At 76.3% G+C, this 22,927-nt stretch carries 28 protein-coding genes; 13 read left to right on the top strand and 15 right to left on the bottom strand.

What is annotated here, in order from left to right; all coding sequences use genetic code 11:
• The coding region (locus AB6N24_RS17050) for a hypothetical protein (RefSeq protein WP_412870580.1) at positions 1–275 on the bottom strand (275 nt) is incomplete at its 3' end.
• 230 nt (positions 276–505) lie between these two features.
• Between AB6N24_RS17050 and AB6N24_RS17045 the strand changes: the two genes are divergently transcribed.
• The 3 genes from AB6N24_RS17045 (at position 506) to AB6N24_RS17035 (ending at position 2,710) form a co-directional block, all read left to right on the top strand.
• Positions 506–1,627 carry a sensor histidine kinase gene (locus tag AB6N24_RS17045; RefSeq protein WP_412870579.1) on the top strand — a complete coding sequence of 374 codons (1,122 nt, stop codon included), beginning with the start codon at positions 506–508 and terminating at the stop codon, positions 1,625–1,627.
• 14 nt (positions 1,628–1,641) lie between these two features.
• Positions 1,642–2,313, top strand: a complete 672-nt coding sequence (locus AB6N24_RS17040; protein WP_412870582.1) for a response regulator — start codon at positions 1,642–1,644, stop codon at positions 2,311–2,313.
• Positions 2,314–2,488: 175 nt separating this feature from the next.
• Positions 2,489–2,710, top strand: a complete 222-nt coding sequence (locus AB6N24_RS17035) for a hypothetical protein (protein ID WP_412870578.1) — start codon at positions 2,489–2,491, stop codon at positions 2,708–2,710.
• 117 nt (positions 2,711–2,827) lie between these two features.
• Here AB6N24_RS17035 and AB6N24_RS17030 read toward each other — a convergent pair whose 3' ends face one another.
• The gene (locus tag AB6N24_RS17030; RefSeq protein ID WP_412870577.1) at positions 2,828–3,451 is read right to left on the bottom strand and encodes a polysaccharide deacetylase family protein; all 624 of its coding nucleotides are present in this window, start codon (positions 3,449–3,451) and stop codon (positions 2,828–2,830) included.
• A gap of 98 nt (positions 3,452–3,549) precedes the next feature.
• A complete protein-coding gene (locus AB6N24_RS17025) occupies positions 3,550–4,266 on the bottom strand; it encodes a tyrosine-protein phosphatase (RefSeq protein ID WP_412870576.1) in 717 nt (238 codons plus the stop codon).
• An 80-nt stretch (positions 4,267–4,346) separates the two neighbouring features.
• Here AB6N24_RS17025 and AB6N24_RS17020 point away from each other — a divergent pair, with 80 nt between their 5' ends.
• Complete coding sequence (locus tag AB6N24_RS17020; protein WP_412870575.1) at positions 4,347–5,111, top strand: DinB family protein; 765 nt, start codon at positions 4,347–4,349, stop codon at positions 5,109–5,111.
• A 4-nt stretch (positions 5,112–5,115) separates the two neighbouring features.
• The gene (locus AB6N24_RS17015; protein WP_412870574.1) at positions 5,116–5,550 is read left to right on the top strand and encodes a hypothetical protein; all 435 of its coding nucleotides are present in this window, start codon (positions 5,116–5,118) and stop codon (positions 5,548–5,550) included.
• Positions 5,551–5,620: 70 nt separating this feature from the next.
• Here the strand turns inward: AB6N24_RS17015 and AB6N24_RS17010 are convergent, their stop codons facing one another.
• On the bottom strand, positions 5,621–7,228 hold the full coding sequence (locus AB6N24_RS17010) for an esterase/lipase family protein (RefSeq protein ID WP_412870573.1): 1,608 nt from the start codon (positions 7,226–7,228) through the stop codon (positions 5,621–5,623).
• A 130-nt stretch (positions 7,229–7,358) separates the two neighbouring features.
• Here AB6N24_RS17010 and AB6N24_RS17005 point away from each other — a divergent pair, with 130 nt between their 5' ends.
• Entirely contained in the window at positions 7,359–7,868 is a 510-nt protein-coding gene (locus AB6N24_RS17005) for a P-loop nucleotide/nucleoside kinase family protein (protein WP_412870572.1), read from the top strand.
• An 18-nt stretch (positions 7,869–7,886) separates the two neighbouring features.
• Here the strand turns inward: AB6N24_RS17005 and AB6N24_RS17000 are convergent, their stop codons facing one another.
• From AB6N24_RS17000 to AB6N24_RS16990, 3 genes are all read right to left on the bottom strand, one after another.
• Positions 7,887–8,462 (bottom strand): DapH/DapD/GlmU-related protein, encoded by a 576-nt coding sequence (locus AB6N24_RS17000; RefSeq protein WP_412870571.1) that lies wholly within the window; start codon positions 8,460–8,462, stop codon positions 7,887–7,889.
• A gap of 49 nt (positions 8,463–8,511) precedes the next feature.
• On the bottom strand, positions 8,512–9,102 hold the full coding sequence (locus AB6N24_RS16995; RefSeq protein ID WP_412870570.1) for a DinB family protein: 591 nt from the start codon (positions 9,100–9,102) through the stop codon (positions 8,512–8,514).
• A 70-nt stretch (positions 9,103–9,172) separates the two neighbouring features.
• Positions 9,173–9,556 (bottom strand): hypothetical protein, encoded by a 384-nt coding sequence (locus AB6N24_RS16990; RefSeq protein ID WP_412870569.1) that lies wholly within the window; start codon positions 9,554–9,556, stop codon positions 9,173–9,175.
• A 173-nt stretch (positions 9,557–9,729) separates the two neighbouring features.
• Between AB6N24_RS16990 and AB6N24_RS16985 the strand changes: the two genes are divergently transcribed.
• Positions 9,730–10,278: an NAD(+)--rifampin ADP-ribosyltransferase gene (locus tag AB6N24_RS16985; protein WP_412870568.1), complete on the top strand. Its 549-nt coding sequence runs from the start codon at positions 9,730–9,732 to the stop codon at positions 10,276–10,278.
• A gap of 199 nt (positions 10,279–10,477) precedes the next feature.
• Positions 10,478–10,936: an inner membrane protein YiaA gene (gene yiaA / locus AB6N24_RS16980; RefSeq protein WP_412870567.1), complete on the top strand. Its 459-nt coding sequence runs from the start codon at positions 10,478–10,480 to the stop codon at positions 10,934–10,936.
• Positions 10,937–10,973: 37 nt separating this feature from the next.
• Here the strand turns inward: yiaA and AB6N24_RS16975 are convergent, their stop codons facing one another.
• The 5 genes from AB6N24_RS16975 to AB6N24_RS16955 form a co-directional block, all read right to left on the bottom strand.
• Positions 10,974–11,951: a MerR family transcriptional regulator gene (locus AB6N24_RS16975; RefSeq protein ID WP_412870566.1), complete on the bottom strand. Its 978-nt coding sequence runs from the start codon at positions 11,949–11,951 to the stop codon at positions 10,974–10,976.
• Between the two features lie 33 nt (positions 11,952–11,984).
• A complete protein-coding gene (locus tag AB6N24_RS16970) occupies positions 11,985–13,391 on the bottom strand; it encodes an MFS transporter (protein ID WP_412870565.1) in 1,407 nt (468 codons plus the stop codon).
• Positions 13,392–13,456: 65 nt separating this feature from the next.
• Positions 13,457–13,837, bottom strand: a complete 381-nt coding sequence (locus AB6N24_RS16965; RefSeq protein ID WP_412870564.1) for a VOC family protein — start codon at positions 13,835–13,837, stop codon at positions 13,457–13,459.
• Between the two features lie 35 nt (positions 13,838–13,872).
• Entirely contained in the window at positions 13,873–14,508 is a 636-nt protein-coding gene (locus tag AB6N24_RS16960; protein ID WP_412870563.1) for a dihydrofolate reductase family protein, read from the bottom strand.
• A 15-nt stretch (positions 14,509–14,523) separates the two neighbouring features.
• A complete protein-coding gene (locus tag AB6N24_RS16955; RefSeq protein WP_412870581.1) occupies positions 14,524–15,912 on the bottom strand; it encodes an MFS transporter in 1,389 nt (462 codons plus the stop codon).
• A gap of 246 nt (positions 15,913–16,158) precedes the next feature.
• Here AB6N24_RS16955 and AB6N24_RS16950 point away from each other — a divergent pair, with 246 nt between their 5' ends.
• Together AB6N24_RS16950 and AB6N24_RS16945 are read left to right on the top strand one after the other, a co-directional pair.
• Positions 16,159–16,449 carry a DUF1905 domain-containing protein gene (locus AB6N24_RS16950; RefSeq protein ID WP_412870562.1) on the top strand — a complete coding sequence of 97 codons (291 nt, stop codon included), beginning with the start codon at positions 16,159–16,161 and terminating at the stop codon, positions 16,447–16,449.
• A gap of 96 nt (positions 16,450–16,545) precedes the next feature.
• The gene (locus tag AB6N24_RS16945) at positions 16,546–16,971 is read left to right on the top strand and encodes a pyridoxamine 5'-phosphate oxidase family protein (protein WP_412870561.1); all 426 of its coding nucleotides are present in this window, start codon (positions 16,546–16,548) and stop codon (positions 16,969–16,971) included.
• A 104-nt stretch (positions 16,972–17,075) separates the two neighbouring features.
• Here AB6N24_RS16945 and AB6N24_RS16940 read toward each other — a convergent pair whose 3' ends face one another.
• Positions 17,076–18,359, bottom strand: coding sequence for a CE1 family esterase (locus AB6N24_RS16940; RefSeq protein WP_412870560.1), 1,284 nt, complete (start codon positions 18,357–18,359; stop codon positions 17,076–17,078).
• A gap of 255 nt (positions 18,360–18,614) precedes the next feature.
• On the opposite strand from AB6N24_RS16940, the gene AB6N24_RS16935 reads away from it, so the two are divergent.
• The 3 genes from AB6N24_RS16935 to AB6N24_RS16925 all read left to right on the top strand — a co-directional run bounded on the left by AB6N24_RS16935 (position 18,615) and on the right by AB6N24_RS16925 (position 21,253).
• Positions 18,615–19,055, top strand: coding sequence for a hypothetical protein (locus AB6N24_RS16935; RefSeq protein ID WP_412870559.1), 441 nt, complete (start codon positions 18,615–18,617; stop codon positions 19,053–19,055).
• Between the two features lie 47 nt (positions 19,056–19,102).
• Positions 19,103–20,542, top strand: a complete 1,440-nt coding sequence (locus AB6N24_RS16930) for a serine hydrolase domain-containing protein (protein WP_412870558.1) — start codon at positions 19,103–19,105, stop codon at positions 20,540–20,542.
• Between the two features lie 99 nt (positions 20,543–20,641).
• Entirely contained in the window at positions 20,642–21,253 is a 612-nt protein-coding gene (locus AB6N24_RS16925) for a class I SAM-dependent methyltransferase (protein WP_412870557.1), read from the top strand.
• A gap of 22 nt (positions 21,254–21,275) precedes the next feature.
• Here AB6N24_RS16925 and AB6N24_RS16920 read toward each other — a convergent pair whose 3' ends face one another.
• Together AB6N24_RS16920 and AB6N24_RS16915 are read right to left on the bottom strand one after the other, a co-directional pair.
• On the bottom strand, positions 21,276–21,557 hold the full coding sequence (locus AB6N24_RS16920) for a hypothetical protein (protein ID WP_412870556.1): 282 nt from the start codon (positions 21,555–21,557) through the stop codon (positions 21,276–21,278).
• A gap of 265 nt (positions 21,558–21,822) precedes the next feature.
• The coding region (locus AB6N24_RS16915) for a stress protein (protein WP_412870555.1) at positions 21,823–22,927 on the bottom strand (1,105 nt) is incomplete at its 5' end.

The raw sequence follows: 22,927 nt of genomic DNA, 5'->3' as shown, positions 1-22,927 counted from the left end.
ACGCCGCCCCGCCCGCGGGGTGCGGAGCCCGGGGCGCCGCTCCGCCGGGCACGGGCGAGGGCGAGCCCGCCGACGACCGTGGCGACCAGCGCGAGGACCGCCACGCTCGTCGACGCCAGCCGCCCGGAGGTCATGCCGTACACGGGGGTCGAGGCGGCCACGGCGTGCGCCGATGCCGGTGCGGCGAGCGCCCACCCGGTGAGGACCGCGGTGGTCGAGGCGGCGGCCACGGTCAGGGTGTGCCCGGCCGGCGTCCTCGGTGTGCGTGTGCTCATGTCGCTCTCCTTCGTGCGCTCGGTGCGCCCCGGTTCCCGGGGTCGACGCCAGCGTCCGCCCGGCGAGCACGGCGCGTCGTCGTGCAGCGGCAGGCACTCCGGGCTGCCGTCCCCGCCGTACCGCCCTGCCGCGGGCGCAGCAGGAGGCGCCCGGCTACCGCGTCCGCAGCAGCCGGCCCTCCACCCGGGGAGGGTCCCGCCCGCCGCAGCCGCGGGGCTACGGTGCCCGCATGAGCGCAGGACCGTTCGGCGTCCCGCCGCGCGTCCGTGACGGGGTCGTCGCGGTCGGCGTGGCCGCGGCGCTCGTCGTCACAGGGCTGTCGGGGGAGCAACCGGGCGGCGGCCTCGGCGTGCTCGGCGCCGTGCTGCTCGCCGCGGGCGGGCTCGCGCTCGCGGGCGGCCGCCGTGCCCCGGTCGTGGTCCTCGTGCTCACGGGGCTGTGCGCCGTCGGGTACCAGGCCGCCGGCTACGACGTGCCCGCGGTCGCGTTCCTGTTCGCGGTGTACGCCGCCGTGCGGGCCGGGCACCGCGCCGTGACGGTGGCCGCGAGCGTCGGCATGCTCGCGGCGCTGCCGCTCGTCGGGCTCCTGTCCGGGGACGACCTAAGTGCGGCGCTCGCCCAGGGACGGGACGCCCTGGAGCTCGCGTGGCTCGTCGCGGCCGCCGCCGCGGGGGAGGCGCTGCGCCAGGCCGAGCGCCGCGCGGACGACGCCGAGCGCACCCGTGAGGAGGTCGCGCGGCGCCGGGCCGACGAGGAGCGGGTCCGGATCGCGCGCGAGCTGCACGACTCGCTCACGCACCAGATCGCGATCGTCACGGTGCAGGCCGACGTCGCGGTGCACGTCGCCCGGCGGCGCGGCGAGGAGGTGCCGGACGCGCTCCTCGCGATCCAGCAGGCGGGCCGCGAGGCGTCCCGCGAGCTCCGCGCGACCCTGTCGGCCCTGCGCGACGACGACACCGCCCCGCCGCGCGGCCTCGACCACGTCGCCGAGCTCGTCGACCGGGCCCGCGGCATCGGGCTCGACGCGACGCTGACGATCGACGGCGACGGGCGCCACGTCCCCGCGGCGGTCGGCCGGACCGCCTACCGGGTCGTCCAGGAGTCGCTCACGAACGTCGCGCGGCACGCGGGTGCGACGACGGCGACGGTGCTGCTCGAGCTCCGCCCCGACCGGGTCGCGATCCAGGTCGACGACGACGGCCGGGCGCACCCCGGCGCCGCCCCGGTGCCGGGCGTCGGGCTGCTCGGGATGCAGGAGCGGGTCGGTGCGCTCGGTGGCCGGCTGCGCGCGCTGCCGCGCACCGAGGGCGGCTTCCGGGTGCGGGTCGAGCTGCCCGTGGACGCGCCGTGATCGGGCGCCGCGCCGTGATCCGCGTCCTGCTCGTCGACGACCAGCCGCTCCTGCGCAGCGCCTTCCGCGCGCTGCTCGACCTGGAGGACGACCTCGAGGTCGTCGCCGAGGCGGGTGACGGTGCGCAGGCGGTGGCCCTGGCCCGCGAGCACCTCCCGGACGTCGCGCTCGTCGACATCCAGATGCCGGGGGTCGACGGGATCGAGGCGACCCGGCGCATCGCGGCGGACCCGGCGCTCGCGGGCGTGCACGTCGTGATCCTCACGAGCTACGGGTTCGACGAGTACGTGCTCGACGCGCTGCGCGCCGGGGCCGCCGGGTTCCTCGTCAAGGACGTCGTCCCCGAGGACCTGCTGCACGCGGTCCGTGTCGCGGCCCGCGGCGACGCCCTGCTGGCCCCGGCCATCACGCGCCGGCTGATCGACCGGTACGTGCACGGGCCGGCGCCCGGCCGGACCTCCGCAGGGGCGTCGGCGCTGACCTCGCTGACCGACCGGGAGCGGGAGGCCGTCGCGCTCGTCGCGCACGGGCTGTCGAACGACGAGGTCGCGGCCCGCATGGTCATCAGCCCGCTGACCGCGAAGACGCACGTCAACCGCGCGATGACGAAGCTGCACGCGCGCGACCGGGGGCAGCTCGTGGTGCTCGCGTACGAGTCGGGGCTCGTGGTGCCGGGCGGCGGGTGAGGGAAGCGGGGCGTGCGGCGCGTGCGGCGGAGCCCATCACCAGCAGCTGTCTCCGGCACGTGCCCGGCGCACCTCCCACGGCCCGCCCGCCGTCCGGATGGCACAGCACGGCGCGGGCGCCGACGATGGGAACGACCTGGTCCGCGACGGTCCGGGCACGGCAGGGAGGACGACCATGAGCGACGCACCGCAGGACCCGGGCACCGGCGAGCAGGACGGCGGCTACGGATACCCGACCCTCGAGCAGGAGGTCACCCCCGAGGTGCTGGAGGGTGGCGCCGGGACCGAGGGCTCGGGCGACGCGCCGGACGAGGACGCCGGGTCCGCCGAGGACGGCGGCGCGCCGGTGCCCGGCGAGCTCGTGGAGGACCCGTCGGCCGTCGAGCCGACCGACTGAGCGGACCCGACCGAGCGGACCGAGCGAGCGGACCGGGCGAGCGGACCGACTGAGCGGACCGAGCGAGCGGACCGGGCGAGCGGACCCGAGCGAGCGGACCCGAGAGAGCGGGCGAGGTCAGCCCCGCCGCGCGGGCAGCGTGAAGGTCCACCCGCGGCCCAGCAGCCGCGGGACCAGGCGGTCCACCGCCTCGACGGTCGCGCTGCGGTCCCCGCCGCCGTCGTGCAGCAGCACGACGCCACCGGGGGTCACGCCGTCCTCGAGCCGGCGCAGGAGCTCGTCGGCGGGCGGCGGCGGGTCCCAGTCGCCGACCGCGAGGCTCCAGCCGAGCGGCTGCATCCCGAGCCCGACGGCCACGCCGGGGGTCGCGCCCCACGCGCCGAACGGTGCGCGGAAGTACGGGACGGGCGTCCCCGGCGCGGCTGCCTCGATCGCGGCGGCGGTCTCGAGCAGGTCGTCCCGGACCCGGTCCGGGTGCCACGCGCTCAGGTCGTCGTGGTGCGTCGAGTGGTTGCCGAGCACGTGCCCCTCGGCGACGACCCGGCGGACCAGCCCGGGGTGCTCGCGGACGTGGTCGCCCCACAGGCAGAACACCGCACGGACACCGTGCCGGGCGAGCACGTCGAGCAGCGCCGGGGTGCTCACGGGGTCCGGGCCGTCGTCGAACGTCAGGGCGACGGTCCGGCCGGGGGCGCCGGTGCTCTCGACGAGGCGGGTCGTCGGGCCGTCCGGAGTGCTCACGCCGTGCGGAGTGCTCGGGCCGTGCGGGGTGCTCGGGTCGGGCTGCATGGGTCGATCGCACCACGTCCCGGGCCGTGCCGCGGCGGTGCCCGGGTGCGTCAGCCGACCAGCTGCGCGCGCAGCCGCTCGCGGCTCCCGTCGTCCAGGCCCACGTCGTCGAGCACGCGCGCGACGTCGCCGGTGACGTCCTCGACGACGGGCAGGGACTCGGCGAGGAACCGCTCGACCTGCTGCGCGTCCCACGTCGACTGCCGGTCCTCGGGCCGGTGCCCGCCGCCGGCCATCGCGCGCACCGACTCCGCCCAGTCGGTCGCGACGTCCTCGGGCGGGACGCCGGCGTGCGCGAGCACGAGCGCGACGACCATCCCGGTGCGGTCGCGCCCGGCGCTGCAGTGCACGAGGACGCCGGGCTCGGCGTCGGCGACCGCGACCAGCGCGCGGCGGACGTTCGCCGGGAGCAGGCGCACGTTGTGCCGCCAGTACTCCGGGGAGTCGAGGATCGGCTCGCACACGGCCCAGAACTCCTCGTGCCCCAGCTCCTCGGTCGGCGCGTGCACCACCGTCACGCCGTCCCACGCCAGCGCCGCCACCTCCGGGTCGCCCGGCCGGGGACCGTGCTCGTCGGCGTTGCGCAGGTCCACGACCGTCCGCACCCCCCAGCGCAGCGCGTGGGCGCGCCCGGTCGCGGTGAGCCACTCGCGCCGCGGCCCGCGCGCGACCCGCCCGCGGAGCGTCGTGCCGCTCGGCGCCAGGGGGGTGGGCAGCCCGCCCAGGTCGCGGACGTTGCGGTACCCGTCCCAGCTCAGCGTGCGCACGACGACGCACGCTAGCGCGGCGGGCCTTGTCGATGTGGGCGGCCGGCGGTAGACCGGAGCTCCCCGAGCGAGGAGGCGGCGTGGAGACCACGACCCGGTCCGGAGACCTGAGCGGCACGAGGTTCGAGGGCGCGGTCCTGCGCGGCGCACGGTTCGTCGAGTCCGACCTCACCGGTGTCGTCATGCGCGGCGTCGAGGTGCGGGGGCTCGAGATCGACGCACCCTGGCTCGCCGACGGCGATGGCGGCCTCCTCGTCAACGGGGTCGACGTGACGCCGTTCGTCGAGGCGGAGCTCGACCGCCGGTTCCCGGGCCGCAGCCAGCGGTACGCCCGGGACCCCGACGGCCTCCGGGCGGCCTGGGCGGCGCTCGAGCGCACGTGGGCGGCGACGCTGGAGCGCGTCGCCGGGATGCCGGACGGCACGACCGACGTGCAGGTCGACGGCGAGTGGTCGTTCGCGCAGACGCTGCGGCACCTGGTCCTCGCGACCGACGTGTGGCTCCGCCGGGCGGTGCTCGGCGTCGAGCAGCCGTTCCACCCGCTGGGTCTGGTGGACTCGGGCGCCGCCTCGTCGGGCCTCGACCTGTCCGTGCTCACGACCGCCACGCCGACGTACGCCGAGGTGCTCGAGGCGCGCGCGGACCGCGTCGCGACGGTGCGCGACCACCTCGGAGGGGTCACTGCGGACGACCTCGCGGTGCCGCGCGCGAACCCGTGGTCGCCCGAGCACCCGGAGACGACCCTCTCGTGCCTGCACACGATCCTTGAGGAGGAGTGGGAGCACCACCGCTTCGCCGTCCGGGACCTCGACAGCATCGAGGCCGCCTCCCGCGGGCTAGGTTGACGTCATGTCGAAGAGCCCGGGCAGGAGTCGGTGGCTGGTGGTGCCGCTCGCGATGCTGGCCGTCGCCTCGTGCTCGATCGGGCCTGCCGAAGACCCGGGCCCGTCCCCCGACGCCCTCGACCGGATCAGTGACGTCACGTCCGACGCAGCCACCGCGGCAGGGTACGCACCGCACGGGGGAGGTGCCGGTGACGGGGCGCAGCCGTCCACCGTGCGCCTGGGCGGCTTCACCGGCGGCTCGACCTACGGCGCGTACACGGCGTGCACCGGAGGGGGCACCCTCGGCATGAACCTCGCGGGCACCGACGTCCTCCTCGACCGCGACGGCCAGGCGCACCGGATCGATGCCCTGGTCCTCGACCACGACTCCGCCACCTTCACGGTGACACGGCCCAGCGACGGACCCTCGGAGTGGGCTGTTCTCATCACGAGGACGTAGTGCGCCGAGGAGCGGCGCACCACGCTGCCGACCGCGGTGCGTCGGGCGACGTGCCCTGACCCCGCCTCGATCACCCCGCCGTCGCGACCGCCCTCGCGCCCGCCGGCGCCCGGTCGAGCGTCGACCGCGGTGCGACCACGATCTCGACCGCCGCGTCCGGCCCGAGCAGCTCGCGCGAGCCCGCGGGCACCGGCACCCGCACCCGCCAGCTCCCCGGCCGCTCGTCGAGGTCGGTCAGCGGGTCCGAGGCGGTGGGGTCCCAGTCGCGAAGCGCGCCCGGGATCTGCGAGCTCCACGTCGCCCACGTCCCGTAGCGCCCGCCGGCGTCGGGGCCGATGTCGACGACGAGCGTGTCCGACCAGTCGGCCGCCTGCTCGAGGTGGTCCAGGAACGACAGCAGCCCGTCGCGCTCGCGCAGCGACACGAGCCGCAGGCGCAGGACGTGCCGCATCGCCGTGACCGTGTCCCCGGTGCGCTCGTCGGTGGGGCGGGTCGCGGTGCTCGACAGGAACGTCGTGACCAGTGGGACGGGGGTGTCGACGCCGTCGCGCGCCGTGCGCCGCTCGACCTGGACGGGGCACAGGTGGGCGGCGCTCTGCTGGTGCAGCACCACGGGCAGCCCGCGGATCGAGAGCGCCGTCTCGAGCTGCCACGACGTGTCGTCCGTGTCGTTGCCCGGCAGGCGGAGGCCGACGAGGCGCGCGGTCACGGCCAGGTCGCCGAACAGGAACCGCCGCAGGTTCTGGTAGCCCTCCTCGGAGTTGACGATCCCGTACCGGCCGCTGTGGCTGCGGTGCACGAGCGAGCGCGGGGCGCCCTCGACGTACGCGTTGTCGACCTGCACGAGCCCGTCGCTGCGCGGCCCGACGGCGCGGGTCGAGAGCCCCAGCGCCGTGGTGTAGTCCGCGGAGTTGGTGCCGACGAGGCAGAACAGCCGGTCGACGGGGAACCCGCCGTCGGGGATCGCGGCCGGCCGGAACCCGTCGCGGTCGGCGGCGCCGGGCACGCGGGCCGGCGTCAGGTACTCGAACATCCGGTCGGGCCCGAAGATGTCGGCGCCGAGCACCCCCGTGAGGTCGCGGACCTTCTCGAGCAGCCCGAAGCCGACGAACTCGATGCCGCCGTGCGGGCTCGCGTACGTGAACACGCGGTCGACGAGGGCCGTCGCCGCGTCGAGCGTGCCGCCGAACCGCTCGTCGTCGGGGACCACGCGCTGCAGCAGCGAGCGCACGATCAGACCGCCCATCGAGTGCGCGACGAGGAACACCCGCGGGGCGCCGGTCGTCCGGCGCACGAGCAGCACGAGGTCGAGCAGGCTCTGCGCGGCGCGCTCGAGCGAGAAGCCCGCGGGGTCGTGCGTCAGCGTCGAGGCGAACTCGTCGTAGAAGCGGTGCACCCACACCGTCGCGGACAGCACGGCGCCCGCCGGCTGCTGCCGCAGGTACGCCTCCTGGTTGCCGTGCACGAGCAGGCGGTACCCGTGGTCGGTCATGAGCCGCAGCAGCGGGCTCTCGAACTGGTGGAACGCGGGGCGGTCGGCGCCGTCGACCCGGACCTGCACCGACCCCTCGTTGAAGCCGTAGAACGGGTCGTCGACCGCGGTGTCGATGCCGGCACCGCCCCCGGCGAAGCCTCGGACGTAGATGATCGGCAGGCGACCGTCGCCCTCGTACGGCATGGCTGTCCTCCTCGCTCGGGACGCGACGACCGGCGGCGGCGCCGGCCCGTCGGGCACTCGTCCGCACGGAGGACAGCGCCGGACCCGCTCAGATACGTCCGTCACGGCAGCGTGGTGGCAGGGTGGCCGGGTGCTGATCGCCATGGCAGGGCTCCCGGGCGCGGGCAAGAGCGCCGTCGCCGACGCGGTCGGCCGCGCGCTCGACGCGACCGTGCTGTCCGTCGACCCGGTCGAGGCCGCGATGTGGCGGGCGGGGGTCGGCCGCGACCAGCCCACCGGCATCGCCGCGTACGTCGTCGTCGGGGCGGTCGCCCGGCACCAGCTGGCGCTGGGCCGCACCGTCGTCGTGGACGCGGTCAACGCCGTCGAGGAGGCGCGCGGGCAGTGGCGGGAGCTCGCCCGGACCACGGGCGTGCCGCTGCACTTCGTCGAGGTCGGCTGCTCCGACACCGCGCTGCACCGGCAGCGCCTCGAGGGGCGCCGTCGCGACATCGAGGGCTTCGCGGAGCCGACGTGGGAGTCGGTGCAGCGGGTCCGCGCGGAGCTCGCGCCGTGGGCCGACGCGCCGCTGCGGGTCGACTCGGTGCGGCCGCTCGACGAGGTCGTCGCGACGGTGCTCGCACACGTGCGGTCGGCGTAGGGGCACGCCGCCGCACCGTCAGGCGGTGAACCCCGTCTCGCGGATCACCCGCGCCGGCACCCCGGCGACGACCGTGTCCGCCGGAACGTCCCTGGTCACGACCGCCCCGGCACCGACGACCGCACCGTCGCCGATCGTCACGCCCGGGACGACCGTGACGCCCGCCCCGAGCCACACCTTGCGGCCGATCACGACGGGCGCGGGCTCCATGTCGGCACGCCGGTCCGGGTCGACCGCGTGGTTCAGCGTCACGATCGTGCTGCCGTGCCCGACGAGCGTGCCGTCCCCGAGGGTGATGCCGCCGGCGTCCTGGAAGCGGCAGCCCATGTTGATGAAGACGTCCGCGCCGAGAACGAGGTTCTTGCCGAACTCGCACGAGAACGGCGGGAAGAGCGCGACCGACTCCGCGACGGGCCTGCCGGTGAGCTGCGCGAGCAGCGCCCGCACCTCCTCGGGCGTCCGGTAGCCGGTGTTGAGCTCCGCGGTGACGCGCAGCGCGTCCTGCGCCGCGCGGTGCATGAACCGGTGCGCCTCCGACCCGCCCTCGATGGTCGCCCGGCGCCCGACGTGGTCGAGAAACTCGGTCAGCTCCATGCGTCGATCGTGCCACCGCCCGCCGGCGCGCACCCGGGTGGGGCCGGTGTCACGCCGTCCCGGCGGCGGCCCGCGCGGCGGCCTCGACCTGCGCCCGGTAGCGCGCCCGGGCCTCCCGCGCGGCGTCGTCCACCGGGCTGCCCGCGGCGGACCCGGTCCCGACGACGCCGTCGAGCCCTTCGCGGAGGATGTCGGCGTGGCCCGTGTGGCGGCTCGTCTCGACCAGCACGTGCACCACCACGTCGACGAGCCGCACGTCGGGGCGCGGCCACCACGGGACGTGCCCGGGGGCGTCGAGCGGCAGCGCGTCGATCGTCGCGTCCGCGTGCCGGCAGGCCCGGGCGTAGCGGTCGAGGACGTCCGCGCGGGTCTCGTGCTCGGTCACCCAGAAGTGCGCGCGGTTGGCCGGGGAGTCGTCCCACCGGGGGAGCGGCTCGGGGAAGGGCCGGCCGACGACCTCCCCGAGGTACCGGGCCTCCGTGAGCGCGAGGTGCTTGACGAGCCCGAGCAGGTTCGTGCCGGTCTCGGTCAGGGGACGGCGGACGTCGTGCTCCGAGAGCCCCTCGAGCGTGCCGAGCAGGGACGCGCGGATCCAGCGGAGCTCGTCGTGCAGCGACGCGCGGACGGGGTCGTGGGTCATGGCAGCACCCTTCCAGCCGCGGGCTCCCCGCGGTGTCCCGGCCGGTGACGATCCGGTGATGATCGGCGGCTCAGCGCAGCGAGGTGGGGCCGGGCGGCGTCGACGTCGGCCCAGAACGGGTCGTCGGGGTGCTCGGTCCCGGACCGGTCACCGCCCAGCGCCGCTGCGAGGTGCGGGCGTGCGGGGGTGCAGGCAGGAAGCCGACCTCGTCCGACCAGTCGACGAGGGCGACGGCGACGAGGTCGGGGTGCGTGCGGCGGTAGGGCTCCGGCAGGGCGACGGTGGCGTCGTGCACCAGGGGCTGCCCGGTGCGCGGGGACCGCGGCCACGTCGCCGGGTCGATCGCCGGGCCCTCCGCCCCCGCCCAGCGCGCCCAGAGGGCCGGGGCGGCCGGGTGCGCGCCCGACGCGTCGTCCGTCACGAGGACCAGGTCGTAGGCCGGCAGGCGCGTCATCGGTCCACTCCTCGCGGGGCTCGGCGGTCTCGGTGTGCGACCGTAGCGGACACGCCCGGCGGGACCCGGGCCCGGACGGACGGCACGCGTCGACGGCCGGTGCACGAGGGGCGGGCGCCGGCACGGCCGGCCGCCAGACCCGGCGACAGCGCGTGCGATCCAGGAGGACACCCATGAGCGAGCAGCCCGCCACCCGGACGCCGGTCACCTACGACCGCTGCGACCACGTCACGGGACCCTTCTTCCATGGCACACGATCGGCGCTCACGATCGGTGCCGAGCTCGTCCCGGGCCACGGCTCGAACTTCCAGCGGGGTCGGGTGTCCCGGAACATCTACTTCAGCGCGCTCGTCGAGACCGCGGTGTGGGGTGCCGAGCTCGCGTCGGCGCTCGCGGGCGGCGGCGGCCCGGGCGCCGTCGGGCCGGGCAGCGGCGAGCCCGGCGGCGAGCCCGGCAGCGGCCCTGGCGGGAGCGGTGAGCCGGCGGGCGCCGGGCGCGGCCACGTGTACGTCGTCGAACCCCTCGGCCCGTTCGAGGACGACCCGAACGTCACGGACAAGCGGTTCCCCGGCAACCCCACGCAGTCGTACCGGACCCGCCACCCGCTCCGCGTGGTCGCCGAGCTCGAGGACTGGGAGGGGCACGCGCCCGAGGTCCTCCAGGGCATGCTCGACAGCCTCGCGCGGCTGCGCGAGCAGGGGCTCGACGTCATCGAGGACTGAGCCCGGCCGCCCCCGCACGGAGGCCCGGCGCGCGCGTGTGCCGGGCGGCCGGACGCCGGGCGCGCGCCGGTGTCGCACCGCGGGACCGACGGCTCAGCGGGTGGTTGTCGTGAGAGGTGCTTGCGGCGGGTCGTCCTGCACCTCCACCATCGTGGGCGCGGCCGGCACGATGCCGGCAGCCCGACCTCCGGAGCGCCCCATGTCGCAGCACCCCCTGCCCGCCCGACCGACCGCCGCGTTCGTCGGTGCGTCCTGGGTGGCGCTGGCCATCGCCCTCACCGCCTTCGGGGTCGGCCTGTGGAACGCGACGATGGAGCTGTCGGAGAAGGGGTTCTACGGGACGCTGCTCCTGCTCGGCCTGTTCTCCGCGATCGCGCTCCAGAAGTCCGTCCGCGACCGCGCCGAGGGCGTCCCCGTGACGTCGATCTTCCTCGGACTGTCGTGGAGCATGGTCGTCGTCTCGCTCGTGCTCATGGTCACGGGCCTGAGCAACGCGGCGCTCGAGCTGTCCGAGAAGGGCTTCTACGGCCTCGCGTACACGATGGCCATGTTCTCCGTGGTCGCCGTGCAGAAGAACGTGCGCGACCTCGCCGCCGCCGGGCCCGCGGTCCCGCAGCTCCCCGCCGACCAGGAGGTGGCGCCGCCCGTCTGGCAGTGAGCCCTCTCCGGCCCGCGGCGAGACCGCCCGGTGACGCTCAGCGCCGGAGCCGGATCGGCATGACCAGGCCCAGGTCGTCCGGGCGGTCGGCCGGGGAGACGCGCAGCGCGGACCGCTCGTCGAGCGCCAGGGCGACGTGCTCGGCGCGCGCCGCCCGGACGGCGTCGAGCAGGAAGGTCCGGGAGAAGCCGAGCGTGTCCCGCGCGCCGGGCGGCGTGAGCGACACCCGGTCACCGTCGAGCTGCACGACGACGACGTCGTCCGCCTGCGTCGCCGCCTCGACGAGCTCGTCCGAGGCGACGGTCACGCCCGGCGCGCCGCCCGACCGCACGAGCCGCTCCTCGTCCGGGTACGGCGCGTCGAGCGGCTCGCCCGAGACGCCCAGGACCTCGAGGACCCCGGTCCCGACGACCACCGGACCCGAGCCGGGAGCCGCCGCCGCGGCGATCCCCTCGAGCACGGCGAGCGGGGCGACGACCCGAGCCCGGGGGCCTGAGGGGTGCCGCACGGGCACCGTCGCGACGGCCAGGCGGGAGCCGTCGCAGCCGACGAGGCGGAGCGTGCTTCCCGCGAGGAGGAGCAGGACACCGGCCAGGCCGGGCCACGTCGGGTGCGCGCCCACCGCGTGCCGGACGGCTCCGACCGCGGCGACGAGGTCCGCGGTGTCGACCGTGCCGCGTGCGGGCTCGGCGAGGAGCCGCGCAGCGGCGTCGAGGTGGGTGCGGGCCGCGAGCAGGTCCTCCTCGAGCCGGCGACGGTGCCGCGCGAGCACGGCGTGCGCCTGGCCGGGCGCGGTGAGGACCTCCGCCAGGTCCGCCACCGGCATCCCGGCCTGGCGCAGGCTCGCCACCAGGCGGGCCGTGCTGACCTGCGCCGACGTGTACCAGCGGTAGCCGGTTGCGGGGTCCACGTGCGCCGGACGGAGGACGCCGGCCGTGTCGTAGAAGCGCAGCGCGGTCACGGGCACGCCGCCGGCGCGCGCGAGGGCGCCGATGCTGAGCAGGTCGTCGTGCACGCGCTCACTGTGGGCCCTCGACCCGCACGAGGGTCAAGCCGGAACCGGAGCGGGTGCGGCGCGTGCGGCCCGACGCCAGGCTCCGACCGCGCACGCCGCGAGGCCCGCGGCAGTGGACGCGAGGGCCCAGCCGGCCGACGTGCGCTCGGCGAGCGCACCGAGCACCGCGGTCGTCACGAGCACGGGCGCGAGCTGGACGAGGCCCGCGAGCGCCTGCACCCGGCTGAGGTGCGTCCGTGGGGCGCTGCCCAGGACGACGGGCGCCAGCCGTGCGACGAAGGTGCCGTTGCCGAACCCGAGCACGAGCGCGCCCCCGGCCGCGACGACGACCGCGGCGGGGCCGCCCAGCGCTGGACCGACCGCGAGCACGAGCGCCCCGCCGGCGCTCACCGCGAGCCCGGGCGCGGGCGACCCGGAGCGGTGGTGGGTCGGGCCCGCCGCGCCTGCGGTCCCGGCCTGCGCCGCGGCTCCCGGTGCGCGACGGCGTGCTGCGAGCAGCGCCGCACCGATCACCCCGAGCCCCAGCGCGCCCGCGACGCCGCCGGTCGCGCCGGGTCCCCAGCCGTGCGCCCTGCCCAGGAGCGGGACGAGCACGGACGGGACGGGCAGCAGCAGCGCGGCCCCGGCGCCGAGGAGCAGGAGCGCCCCACGGAGACCGGGTGTCCGGCCGACGACGCGGACCCCGCCGACGAGATCGAGCCCCTGGGTGCGCGACCGACCCGCCGCGGGAGAGCCGCTCGCCGGCGCGTCCGGCGACGTTCCCCCGGCCGGAGCCGCACCCCCGGCCCCGTCCACGCGGGCGCGCGCCGCACCGGCCTGGGCCGCGCCCGAGCGGGCGTCGTCGGACCCGGAACCCGGCGACTCCTGGACCGCCACCAGGACGCCCACCGAGACCCCGAGCGTCGCCGCCGCACCCCACGCGACGGCAGGGAGGCCGACCGTGCCGACGAGCAGGCCGCCCATCGGCGCGGCGGTCATCAGCACGACCTGGCCGACGCCCTGACGCACCGCGAGCGCCCGGGCGAGCTGGTCGTCCGGCACGAGGCGTCGCGGCATCGAGCCGGACGCCGGGAGGCAGACGGCGGTGACGGTGCCGAGCGCGAGCGACGCGCCGACCAGCAGCCAGCCGGGCGTCCCGAACCGTGCGAGGGCCGGCGCGAGCGCGAGGGTCAGCGCGAGCAGCGTCACCTCGCCGGCGATCAGGAGGCGCCGCGCCCCGGACCGGTCCGCGACCGCCCCGCCCACCACGAGCAGGAGGAGCCGCGGCGCCGCCCCGACGGTCACGACGAGCGCGGCCGTCGTCCCGCCGAGCCCGGCCGCCGCCCACCCGAGCGCGAAGGCGAGGACGGTGTCGCCGAGCCGCGCGAGCGCGAACCCGGAGAGCCACACGAGGTAGGGGCGGGGGAGGGGCAGCGCTCGCACGGGCGCGACGACGGTCATGGCGGCACGCTGGCGCCTCGCCCTGGTCGAGGGTCAAACGTGTCCTGAGCGACGTCCCGCCTGCCTCACAGCGGGTCCAGGCGCGCCCGGAGGAGGCAGAACTCGTTGCCCTCCGGGTCGGCGAGCACGTGCCAGGACTCCTCGCCCGTCTGACCGACGTCGGCCGGCCGCGCACCGAGCGCCAGCAGCCGTTCCAGCTCGGCGTCCTGGTCGCGGTCCGTGGCGTTGACGTCGATGTGCAGCCGCGACCTCCCCGGCTCCGGCTCGTCCCGGCGGGTCAGGACGATCGTCGGCTGCGGGCCGCCGAACCCCTCGCGCGGCCCGATCTCGAGCGAGCCGTCGTCCTCGCGGTCGAGCACCACGAAGTCGAGGACCTCGCACCAGAACCGCGCGAGGACCTCGGGCTCGCGGCAGCCCAGCACGAGCTCACCGATGCGGCACGCCATGGCAGTCCCTGCTCCCGTCGGTCGTCGGCGTCGGCTCAGTCCAGGCCGCGACCGGGAGCGCCCATGTCCCCGGTCCGGGGGGCGCCCTCCCCGCGTCCGTAGCGCAGGAGGACGGTGCCCCGCGGGCCGGCGACCGGGGGCTCGAGCAGGTCCAGGTTCGTGGGCACGACGCCGCCCGCGAACACCGTCTTCCCGGTGCCGAGGAGGATCGGGTGCACCCAGAGGTCGAGGCGGTCGAACAGGTGCTCGCGCAGGAGCGTCTGCACCAGGTTGAGGCTCCCCACGACCTTCACGTTCTCGTGCCGGTCGCGGACCTCCCGCACCGCCTGCGCCAGGTCGGGGCCGAGCTGGCTGGACCCGGCCCACGACAGGTCCGGCCTGCCGCGCGACGCCACGTACTTGGGGACGCGGTTGAACAGCGTCGCGATGGAGTCGTCGGGCCCGCCGGACTGGTGCGGCCAATAGGCGGCGAAGATCTCGTACGTGCGCCGGCCGAGCAGCAGCGCGTCCGTGCCCTCGTAGGCGGCGGCGACCTGCGCGCCCGACACGTCGTCCAGCAGGGGGGCCTGCCAGCCGCCGAAGGGGAACCCGATCGGGTCCTCGTCGGGGGCCCCGGGCGCCTGTGCGACGAGGTCCAGCGTGGCGAACAGCTCGAGGTGGATGAGTCCCATGGTGTGCTCCTCGGTTCAGTGGGTGGGGCCGTCGGGCACGCTGACCGCGGTGCTGCGCTCGCGGTCCGGCGCGTGGCTGTCGGCGGCGTCCTCCTCCGGCGACGGCGCCGCCGCGAGGTACGTCCGGGAGATCGCCCGGTACACCGGCGTGCGGAACGCGAGGAGCGCCGCCCCGACGATGAGCAGGCCGCTGACCAGGAAGATCAGCGCGATGCCGCGCGCGTCGCCCGTGCCGAGCAGGGGCTCCAGGGCCTCGGCGCCCTCGTCGGACCGTGACCAGGGGATGATCCAGAACTGCGCGAGCGGCGAGATGACGAAGGCCGTGATCGGCGCTGCCGCGCTCTCGAACGCCATCGCGAAGCCGAACACCCGCCCCTGCCGCTCGAGCGGGACGACCCGCTGGATGACCGTCTGCTCGGCCGCCTCGACCGCGGGGATCAGGCACAGGTACAGGAAGATCCCGACGATGTAGAGCCACGCCCACTCGCGGATCGTGAACATCGCCCCGAGCACGCCCATGGCGACGACGAGGACCAGCATCGTGCGCATCGGGTTGCGTCCGAGCCCGAACCTCGCCACCGCGAGCCCGCCGACGATGAAGCCGGTCGAGCCGATGCCGAAGAAGATGCCCCACATCTGCACCGAGAACAGCTCGAGCCCGTACGGGTCCATGAGCGACATGTAGACGCCGCCGATGAGGTTGTTGAACGTCGAGAAGATGATCAGCGCGAACAGGCCCTGGGCGGCGCGGATCACCGCGATCGAGCCGCGCAGGTCGATCGCGGCGCTCGTGCTCTCCGCCGGGGCGGCCGCGACCCGGTCCTCGGGGAAGCTGATCGTCATCAGGTGCCCGAGCGTGACCGCGGTCAGCCCGAGCGCGACGACGATCGTCCAGCCCATGCCGAGGAACCCGACGGACAGCCCGGAGACGACGGCGGTGACGATGAACGCGGCGCCCTGCACGGTGCCGACGAGGCCGTTGGCGTTCGCGCGGCGCTCGTCGGGCACGAGGATCGTCACGACCGTGGACAGGGCGATGCTGCGCATGTGCTCGACGACGGCGCCCGCGAGGATGATCACCGAGAACACCCAGAACCACGGGGCACCGAGGTCGGCGACGGTCTCCTCCCCGAGCGCCAGGAACAGCCCGCCGGCGAGGGCGAACGCGACGAGCGTGGCCGTCGTGGACAGCCGCATCACGGTGAGCTTGCGGCGGTGGTCGACGACGGCGCCGAAGAAGATGCTGCTGAACGAGATGAAGAGCATGTACGCGCCGCCGATGAGGCCCGTCGCGAGGACCGAGCGCGTCGCGAGATAGGACCAGAACGTCAGCGCCCACCACAGGTAGCTGGTCGTGACGTTCGCGACCGCGGTGTTCACGAGCACGTGGCCGAACGTGCGCATCGCGGTCGACGGGTCGGCGGTGGAGGTCGGTGCGGCGGGGTCCTCGGAGCTCACGGGCGGTCCTTCCGGCGCGTACGGGGTCTCAGCAGTAGACCGCTCCGCCACCCGGAAGTCATCGGCTCTCGGGCGGCGATGACGGGGGCCGTCCGGACCGTGCCCCGCGACGGCCGTGCCGCGTGGTCCCGCCCGCGGTGTGCCGGACGCGGCCACCGATGAGTTCGCTGCCCGGAACCGGTCCACCCGTCCATGACCCCGACGCCGCCGCCCGCCAGCCTCGACGCCACCTTCACCGCGGCCGTCCGCAAGGACGGCGCCTTCGCCACCTACCTCCAGCTCGACGGCTCCGACGAGCTGCTCGGCACCCGCCGCGCGGTCAAGGTCACCGGGACGCTCGACGGCCACCCGTTCGCCGCGACGCTGATGCCCTCCGGCGCGGGACCGCACTGGCTGCCCGTGCGCAAGGCGCTGTGCGCCGCGATCGGCAAGAGCGAGGCCGGCGAGCTCGTCGAGGTGCACCTGCAGCAGCGCCTGACCTGACCCGGCGCGGGCAGCGGGACGAACGACCGGCGGGATGAACGACCGGCAGGACACCGTTGACCCCGAGGCGAGCCGCCCCTGGACCGAGGAGACGCCATGACCACCGACCCGTCCCTGACCGCCGCCGACCTCGAGCTGCTGCGCCGACCCCTGCACGGGATCCTCACCGTGGCCGACGGCCCGGTGCCGCCCCAGCCGCGACCCGTCTGGTTCGAGGTGACGGACGACGGCGACGTCCAGCTCTTCACCGGTCCGGACACCGTGAAGGTCCGACGGCTGCAGCGCGACCCCCGCGCGTCGATCGTCGTCGCCGCGCCCGTCGGGGAGCGCGAGCACTGGGTGTCGGTGACGGGCCGGGTCACCGTCGAGGCCGACGGGGCGCGCGAGCTGGCCGAGCGCCTCGCCGCTCGGTACTGGGACCTGACGGACCCGGTGCGCGCGCAGGACCTCGCGGCGATCCTCGCCGGGGACCAGGTGCGGCTCGTGCTCCACCCCGAGTCCGTCAGCCGCTACGTGTACTGACGCCCCGCCTGCTGGCGTCCCGCCCGCTGACGCCCCGTCGCCGAGGACCCGGCCGGCCGGCGGGCGGCCGCGCCGGTGCGCAGCCGCCCGTCAGGAGCCCGGCGTCAGGAGCTCGTGCAGGTGAGCGCCGGAGTCGGCGCCGCGCCGCTCCCGAGCAGGCCGAACGTGGTGCTGCCGCCCGCGGGCAGGCGGCCGTTCCAGTCGGCGCTGCGCACGACGACCTGGCCGCCCTGCGTCGTCAGCGTGCCGTTCCACACCTGGTCCACACGCTCGCCGGACGGGCGCCAGGTCACGCTCCACGAGGTCGACGGGGAGCCGGCCCTGACGGTCACCTCGCCCTGGAAGCCGCCGGCCCAGGTGTTCACGGTCCGGTACGTCGCGGTGCAGGCACCGGCCGGGACCGGGGTCGTCGGCTCGGGCGTCGGCGTGGGGGACGCCGTCGGCGTCGGGCTCGTCGTGGGGGTGGGCGTGGCCGACGGGGTGGGCGTCGGGGTCGTCGTCGTCGTCGACGGCAGGGACGTGAAGAACCGCCAGATCTCTCCGGGCACCCACGACTGCTGCTGCCCGCGGTCGCGCGCGTCCCACTGGTGGCCGCTGTCGGACGCGAGCCAGACGACCGGGTAGCCGTCGCGGCACGTGTAGGCGGTGCGGGTGTGCGTCCCGCTGCCCGCCGCGGGCTCGGGCGCCTGCTGCGCCTGGCAGCCGTTGTTCCGCAGCGCTCGGTCCCGCAGCGCGCGGCCCTGCGAGATGTTCAGGACGTCGTCCACCACGCCGTGGGAGCCGAGGTACGCGATGGGCTGCGTGCCGCCGGCGCAGCCGGAGAGCTGGGCGCCGTTGAGCACGGCGACCGCGCGGAAGACGTCGGCCCGCGCGCACGCCAGGGCGTTGCTCATGCCGCCGCCGTAGCTGAAGCCGGTCGCGAAGCGCTGGGTCGTGTCGATGCACAGCGCGCCCTCGACGCGGCGCAGCACCTCGTCGACGAACGCGACGTCCTGCCCGCCCGTGTTGGGCCAGGCGTTGTCGATGCCCTGCGGTGCGACGAAGACCGTGCTGCTGCCCGCGAGCGGCTTGAGCCCGTAGAAGCCCTGGTTCACGACGTCGGCGGCGGTGCCGTGCCACCAGTGCAGGCCGACGACGAGGCGGTACGGGCGGTCCGGGTCGTACCCGGCGGGCACGTCGAGCCGGAACGTGCGGGACTGCCCGCCGCTCGTGACGGTGTGGGTGCCGGTCGCGAGGGCGGCGGGTCGGCCGCAGCCGCCGGTGACGGCCGCCGGCAGGGCACCGCCGGGCACGCCCGCGGCGGGCGCGGTCAGCCCGGCGACGGCGAGCGCGGCGGCCGCAGCGGCGAGGAGGACCCTCAGGCCCCGGGACGAGGTGGTTCTCCGCACGTGTCGCTCCCTCTGGCAGGGGTCCGGGCGGCGTTGCGCCGGACCGTCTCCGCGGGGTCGAGGCCCGCAGGGTCCGGCGAATCTACACCGGTGGAGAAGCGTCTGAGCAGGGGGTTGAAACGGTTCGGTCGGCAGCTCGTCCGCGCGTCGTCCGCACCGGCCACCCGGCCGCGAGGTGCACGGCCCTCCGGCCGGGAGGGCCGTGCGGGCCGGGCACCCGGCTCGACGACCCGTCCAGCGCACTACCGTTCGGGCATGAGCAACCTCACCGCCGTCGGCGACCGTGACTCCTGGCGCTGCTGGCTGTGCGACGAGCCCGTCGACCCGGACGCCTCGGTGAACTCGGACCTCGGCCCGAGCGTCGACCTCGGGGTCGCGAAGTCCAAGAAGGCCGCGGCGGGCACGGAGCGGCTCGCGCACCGGGCCTGCAACACCCGCAAGGGAGCGGTCACCCCGGTGGTGCCGTGGTCGCCCGACCTGTTCGTCGTCGACCCCGCGCCGATCGTCGCGACCGTCGAGCGCCTGGGTCGCAAGGGTGGGCGCGAGGTCGTGGCACGCTGCCCGAGCCGGGCGGACGCCGACCAGGCCGCCGCGTGGCTCGTCGACCGGCTGTCGCGGTTCGCCCCCGACCTGGCGGTCACCACGCAGGTCGAGCCCGGCGGCGGGCAGTTCCTGCTCGTGCTGCGCGCCGCCTGAGCGTTATCCCGTTCCTAGCGCCGGGGGCGCCTGGCTAGGGTCCCCGGGTGCCTCCCGGACGCCTGCTGCTGCCCCGCTCGACACCTGCCGCCGCGGGCGTCTCGTCCCGGGCGCTCACCGCCCTGCTCGACCGGCTGGAGGCGGCGCCCGTCGAGTGCCACTCGCTCGTCGTCGTGCGCCACGGCCGCGTCGTCGCCGAGGGCTGGTGGGCGCCGTACTCCGCGGAGCGTCCGCACCTGCTGTACTCGCTGACCAAGACGTTCACCGCGGTCGCCGTCGGGCTCGCGGTCACGGACGGGCTGCTCGCGCTCGACGACCGGGTCGTGGACGTGCTGCCCGACCACGTCCCGGCCGACGCACCGGACCAGGCGCACCGCCTCACCGTGCACCACCTGCTGACGATGACGACCGGGCGCCGGGACGACAGCCTCGACGAGGCGTGGGCGCTCGAACCCCGCGACCTCGTGAAGGGCTTCCTCCGGGTCCCATTCCCGGACGCCGACACCGAGGGCACGCCGCACGCGTACGACAACGCGACGACGTTCGTCCTCGCGCGGATGGTCGAGCGGGTCACCGGTCGGGGTCTCGACGAGATGCTCGACGAGCGCCTGTTCGCACCGATGGGCGTCGAGCACGCCGAGTGGGACCGGGTGGCCGGCGGCGCCGTCTACGGGTTCCACGGGCTGCACCTCACGACAGAGGCGGTCGCCGCCTTCGGCGAGCTGCTGCTGGGCGGCGGCCGCTGGGGCGACCGGCAGCTCGTGCCGCGGGACTGGGTCGAGCGCGCGACCCGCCACCACGTCGACACCGTGCCGTACAAGGACGACGCGTCGCACGACGCCGACTTCGCGTGCGGCTACGGCTACCAGATCTGGATGTCCCGGCACGGGTTCCACGGCCACGGTGCCTACGGCCAGCAGTGCGTCGTGGTGCCGTCGCACGACCTCGTGGTCGCGGTCACGGCCGAGGGGGAGGCGCAGGTGGTGCTCGACGCCCTCTGGGAGTGCCTGCTGCCGGGGCTGGACGACGGCGCGGCGAGCCCGGCGGAGGACGCGGCCCTCGCGGAGCGGCTGGACCGGCTGGCGCTCGCACCGGTCGAGGGCTCGGCCGACCCGGGACGTTCCGGGGAGGGGACGCTCGCCGGCGCCGGCGCGGACTCACCGCTGCCGGGCGGGACGCGGGTGACCGTGGACACCGCCGACGGTGGCTGGCTGCTGCGGCTCGGCCCGTCGCTCCCGGTCGACGTCGGCCACGGCGAGTGGCGCGAGAGCGCACCGCTGGGCCGCCCCGTCGTCGCGTCCGGCGGGTGGCGCGGCGACACGTTCGTCGCCGACCTGCGCGTCGTCACGACCCCGCACCGGGTGCGCGTCGTGGTGGACCCCGGCGCCGGGACGGCCACCGCGACGTGGAGCACGGTGCCCCTGCCCAGCCCGCTCCTGGAGCGGCACCTGCGGGCACCGCTGAGCACACGGCCGGAGCACGGGTAGAGGGCCGCCCGTGGCGGTGTCCGTCGGCGGCCACGCCCTCCGGCGCGAGGCCGGTACGCCGTCGGTGACAGGCCCGACCGAGCCGCCATACTGCTCCGCGTGGCGTCCCCCCGTGCCGTGCAGCAGGCCTACTCGCTCCTCGCACAGCGGTACATCGACGCCGTGGGCTCGCTCGAGCACGTGCACCCGGACGACCTCGCGTTCCTCGACCGGCACCTGCGCCCGGTGTCCGGCCCGGTGCTCGACCTGGGGTGCGGCCCAGGCCACCTCACGGGCTACCTCCGCCGCACCCACGCCGACGTCACGGGGATCGACCTCGTGCCCGAGTTCCTGCAGCACGCACGCGCGCACCACCCGACGGCACGGTTCGAGCCCGGGTCGATCCTCGACCTCGACGTCGGTCGTGCCCCGGGCTCCGTCGCGGGCGCGCTCGCCTGGTACTCCCTCATCCACCTCGAGCCCGGGCAGCTGGACGACGCCCTCGCGGCCGTCCGCCGGGTCCTGGCGCCGGGCGGCGTGCTCGTCGTCGGGTTCTTCGACGGTGGCGAGGTCGAGCCGTTCGCGCACAAGGTGACCACCGCGTACCGGTGGCCGGTCGGGGAGATGTCACGCCGGCTCGCGCGCGCGGGTCTGGTCGAGCGCGAACGGGTGCAACGGGCCGCCGAGGGGGACGGCAGACCGCACGCCGCGATCGCCGCGCAGGCCGGCTGACACGGCCGCCTGCGGGACGCCGTCAGAGATACGGCGCGAGGGCCGCCGCGCTCTGACGGTGGGCGGCCGCCTTCACGGCGTCACCGCCGCCGGCGCACGTGCTCGCCTCGTTCGTGAACCGCTCGACGGCCAGCCGCACGAGGCTCGGCACACGGCTCTCCTCGAACGGGGCGCCCTCCTTGAACTCGGCGTGCTCGGCCCACCCGAGGACCCTGCGGAGCGCCTCCGCCTCCGGGCTCCGCGTGCTCCCGAGCGCGTCGAGGTCGGTGCGGATCCGTCGGAGTGTCGGGGCTTCGTCGTCCATGCCGTCATCCTCCGCCACCGCGGCCGCCCGCCGTCCCGCGCACGCTCAGGCTGAGCGGCGAGGCGAGGTGGTCGTCCGGTTCGAGCGGGCTCGTGTGCGGGCCGGGGTTCAGGCGCGCGGCCCGTCGGGCAGCTCGTCGAGCGTCACCGGATGGAGGAGCCGGCGCCCGTCGGCCCCGGGTCCGCCACGGAGTCGGCGTCCGCGCGACGAGGTGGAGTGCCGTGCCGACCCGCTCGACGGCGACCGGGACGGACGGCGGGCCCCGTCAGCTCCAGCCGGTGCCCGCCGCCGAGCGCAGGACGCCGTCGAGCACGCCCGCGTCGTCCGGGCCGAGGTCGGGGGTGTACCGCCACTGCGTGCCCGTCCAGCCGTCGGCGAGGTGGTCGTCCGGCTCGAGCGGGAGCCGCATCGACTCGCGGAACAGCGTCGTGACGAGCGGGCTGCCGTCGAGGACGGGGCTGTGCTCCCCGGTGAGGAGCACCTGGACGCCGGCCGACGGGCCCTCGTCGACGAGGTAGCGCAGGCGGCCGACCGCCGCGTCGTCGAGGGCCGTCGGGAAGTCGTGCAGGACGAGGAGCCGGTCGGCGGCGTCGCCCCCGAGCGCGTCCATCGCGCCGGCGGACCGGGCCATCTGCACGAGGTCGACGCGGCGCACGAGGGCGTCGAGCACCGCTCCCGCTGCCGCGACGGACGTGGCGGCGGGCGTCGTCATGACGCGGCTGCCCGGCTGGGCGAGCGCGGCGAGCGAGGGTGCCAGGCCGCCGGTGAGGTCGACGACGACCACCTCGAGACCGCCCGCCGGGTAGGCCGCGAGCAGGCGCGTGACGAGCGCGCGGACCTTGCGGACGGCGGCGCCGCCCGGGTCGGTGCGGGTGTCGACCCACAGGGGCCGCATCAGCGGGAGCGCGAGCAGCATGGGGAACGAGAGCCACGGCGCCTCCTCGACGTGGAGCTCGCCGACGCGCACGGCGGGCGCGAGCGACGACGGGGGCCGCCAGCCGCGCCACCCGGCCGACGTCCACGGCGCCATCGCGGCGGGGAGCCGGGTGTCGAACTCCGCGAGCTCGGCGGCGAGCTGCCGGAGGTCGGCGTCGTGCCGAGCGCGTGCCTGGCCGACGAGGTCCGCGTGCTCGCGCTCCGCCGCGGCGGACGCCTGCTGGTGCGCCGCGCCGCCGCGCAGCCGGGGGTCGGCGACGATCTCGCCGAGCGCGGCGTCGCGCCGGCCGTCGGCGTACCCGACGCTCGACCGCAGCGCGGCCGTCGAGCGGGCCGCGTCCTCGAAGATCGCGGCGGCCTGCCGCAGGAGCCGCTCGCCGTCGCTCGTGCCGGGCGGCAGCGGTGCCGCCGGGCCGGGCGGCGGAGGCGGGGCG

Origin of the sequence: Cellulomonas jepli (assembly GCF_047229345.1) — a bacterium.
In the GTDB taxonomy this organism is placed as follows: domain Bacteria; phylum Actinomycetota; class Actinomycetes; order Actinomycetales; family Cellulomonadaceae; genus Cellulomonas_A.
This window is presented reverse-complemented; position numbering and strand designations above follow the sequence as displayed.

Coding starts and splice junctions, on each gene's coding strand:
- AB6N24_RS16955 (WP_412870581.1), bottom strand. CDS start 15,912: ATGCGCACGTTCGGCCACGTGCTCGTGAACACCGCGGTCGCGAACGTC.
- yiaA (WP_412870567.1), top strand. CDS start 10,478: ATGTCGCAGCACCCCCTGCCCGCCCGACCGACCGCCGCGTTCGTCGGT.
- AB6N24_RS16985 (WP_412870568.1), top strand. CDS start 9,730: ATGAGCGAGCAGCCCGCCACCCGGACGCCGGTCACCTACGACCGCTGC.
- AB6N24_RS16965 (WP_412870564.1), bottom strand. CDS start 13,837: ATGGCGTGCCGCATCGGTGAGCTCGTGCTGGGCTGCCGCGAGCCCGAG.
- AB6N24_RS17015 (WP_412870574.1), top strand. CDS start 5,116: ATGTCGAAGAGCCCGGGCAGGAGTCGGTGGCTGGTGGTGCCGCTCGCG.
- AB6N24_RS16990 (WP_412870569.1), bottom strand. CDS start 9,556: ATGACGCGCCTGCCGGCCTACGACCTGGTCCTCGTGACGGACGACGCG.
- AB6N24_RS16995 (WP_412870570.1), bottom strand. CDS start 9,102: ATGACCCACGACCCCGTCCGCGCGTCGCTGCACGACGAGCTCCGCTGG.
- AB6N24_RS16950 (WP_412870562.1), top strand. CDS start 16,159: ATGACCCCGACGCCGCCGCCCGCCAGCCTCGACGCCACCTTCACCGCG.
- AB6N24_RS16920 (WP_412870556.1), bottom strand. CDS start 21,557: ATGGACGACGAAGCCCCGACACTCCGACGGATCCGCACCGACCTCGAC.
- AB6N24_RS16945 (WP_412870561.1), top strand. CDS start 16,546: ATGACCACCGACCCGTCCCTGACCGCCGCCGACCTCGAGCTGCTGCGC.
- AB6N24_RS17035 (WP_412870578.1), top strand. CDS start 2,489: ATGAGCGACGCACCGCAGGACCCGGGCACCGGCGAGCAGGACGGCGGC.
- AB6N24_RS16935 (WP_412870559.1), top strand. CDS start 18,615: ATGAGCAACCTCACCGCCGTCGGCGACCGTGACTCCTGGCGCTGCTGG.
- AB6N24_RS17010 (WP_412870573.1), bottom strand. CDS start 7,228: ATGCCGTACGAGGGCGACGGTCGCCTGCCGATCATCTACGTCCGAGGC.
- AB6N24_RS17045 (WP_412870579.1), top strand. CDS start 506: ATGAGCGCAGGACCGTTCGGCGTCCCGCCGCGCGTCCGTGACGGGGTC.
- AB6N24_RS17000 (WP_412870571.1), bottom strand. CDS start 8,462: ATGGAGCTGACCGAGTTTCTCGACCACGTCGGGCGCCGGGCGACCATC.
- AB6N24_RS16960 (WP_412870563.1), bottom strand. CDS start 14,508: ATGGGACTCATCCACCTCGAGCTGTTCGCCACGCTGGACCTCGTCGCA.
- AB6N24_RS16970 (WP_412870565.1), bottom strand. CDS start 13,391: ATGACCGTCGTCGCGCCCGTGCGAGCGCTGCCCCTCCCCCGCCCCTAC.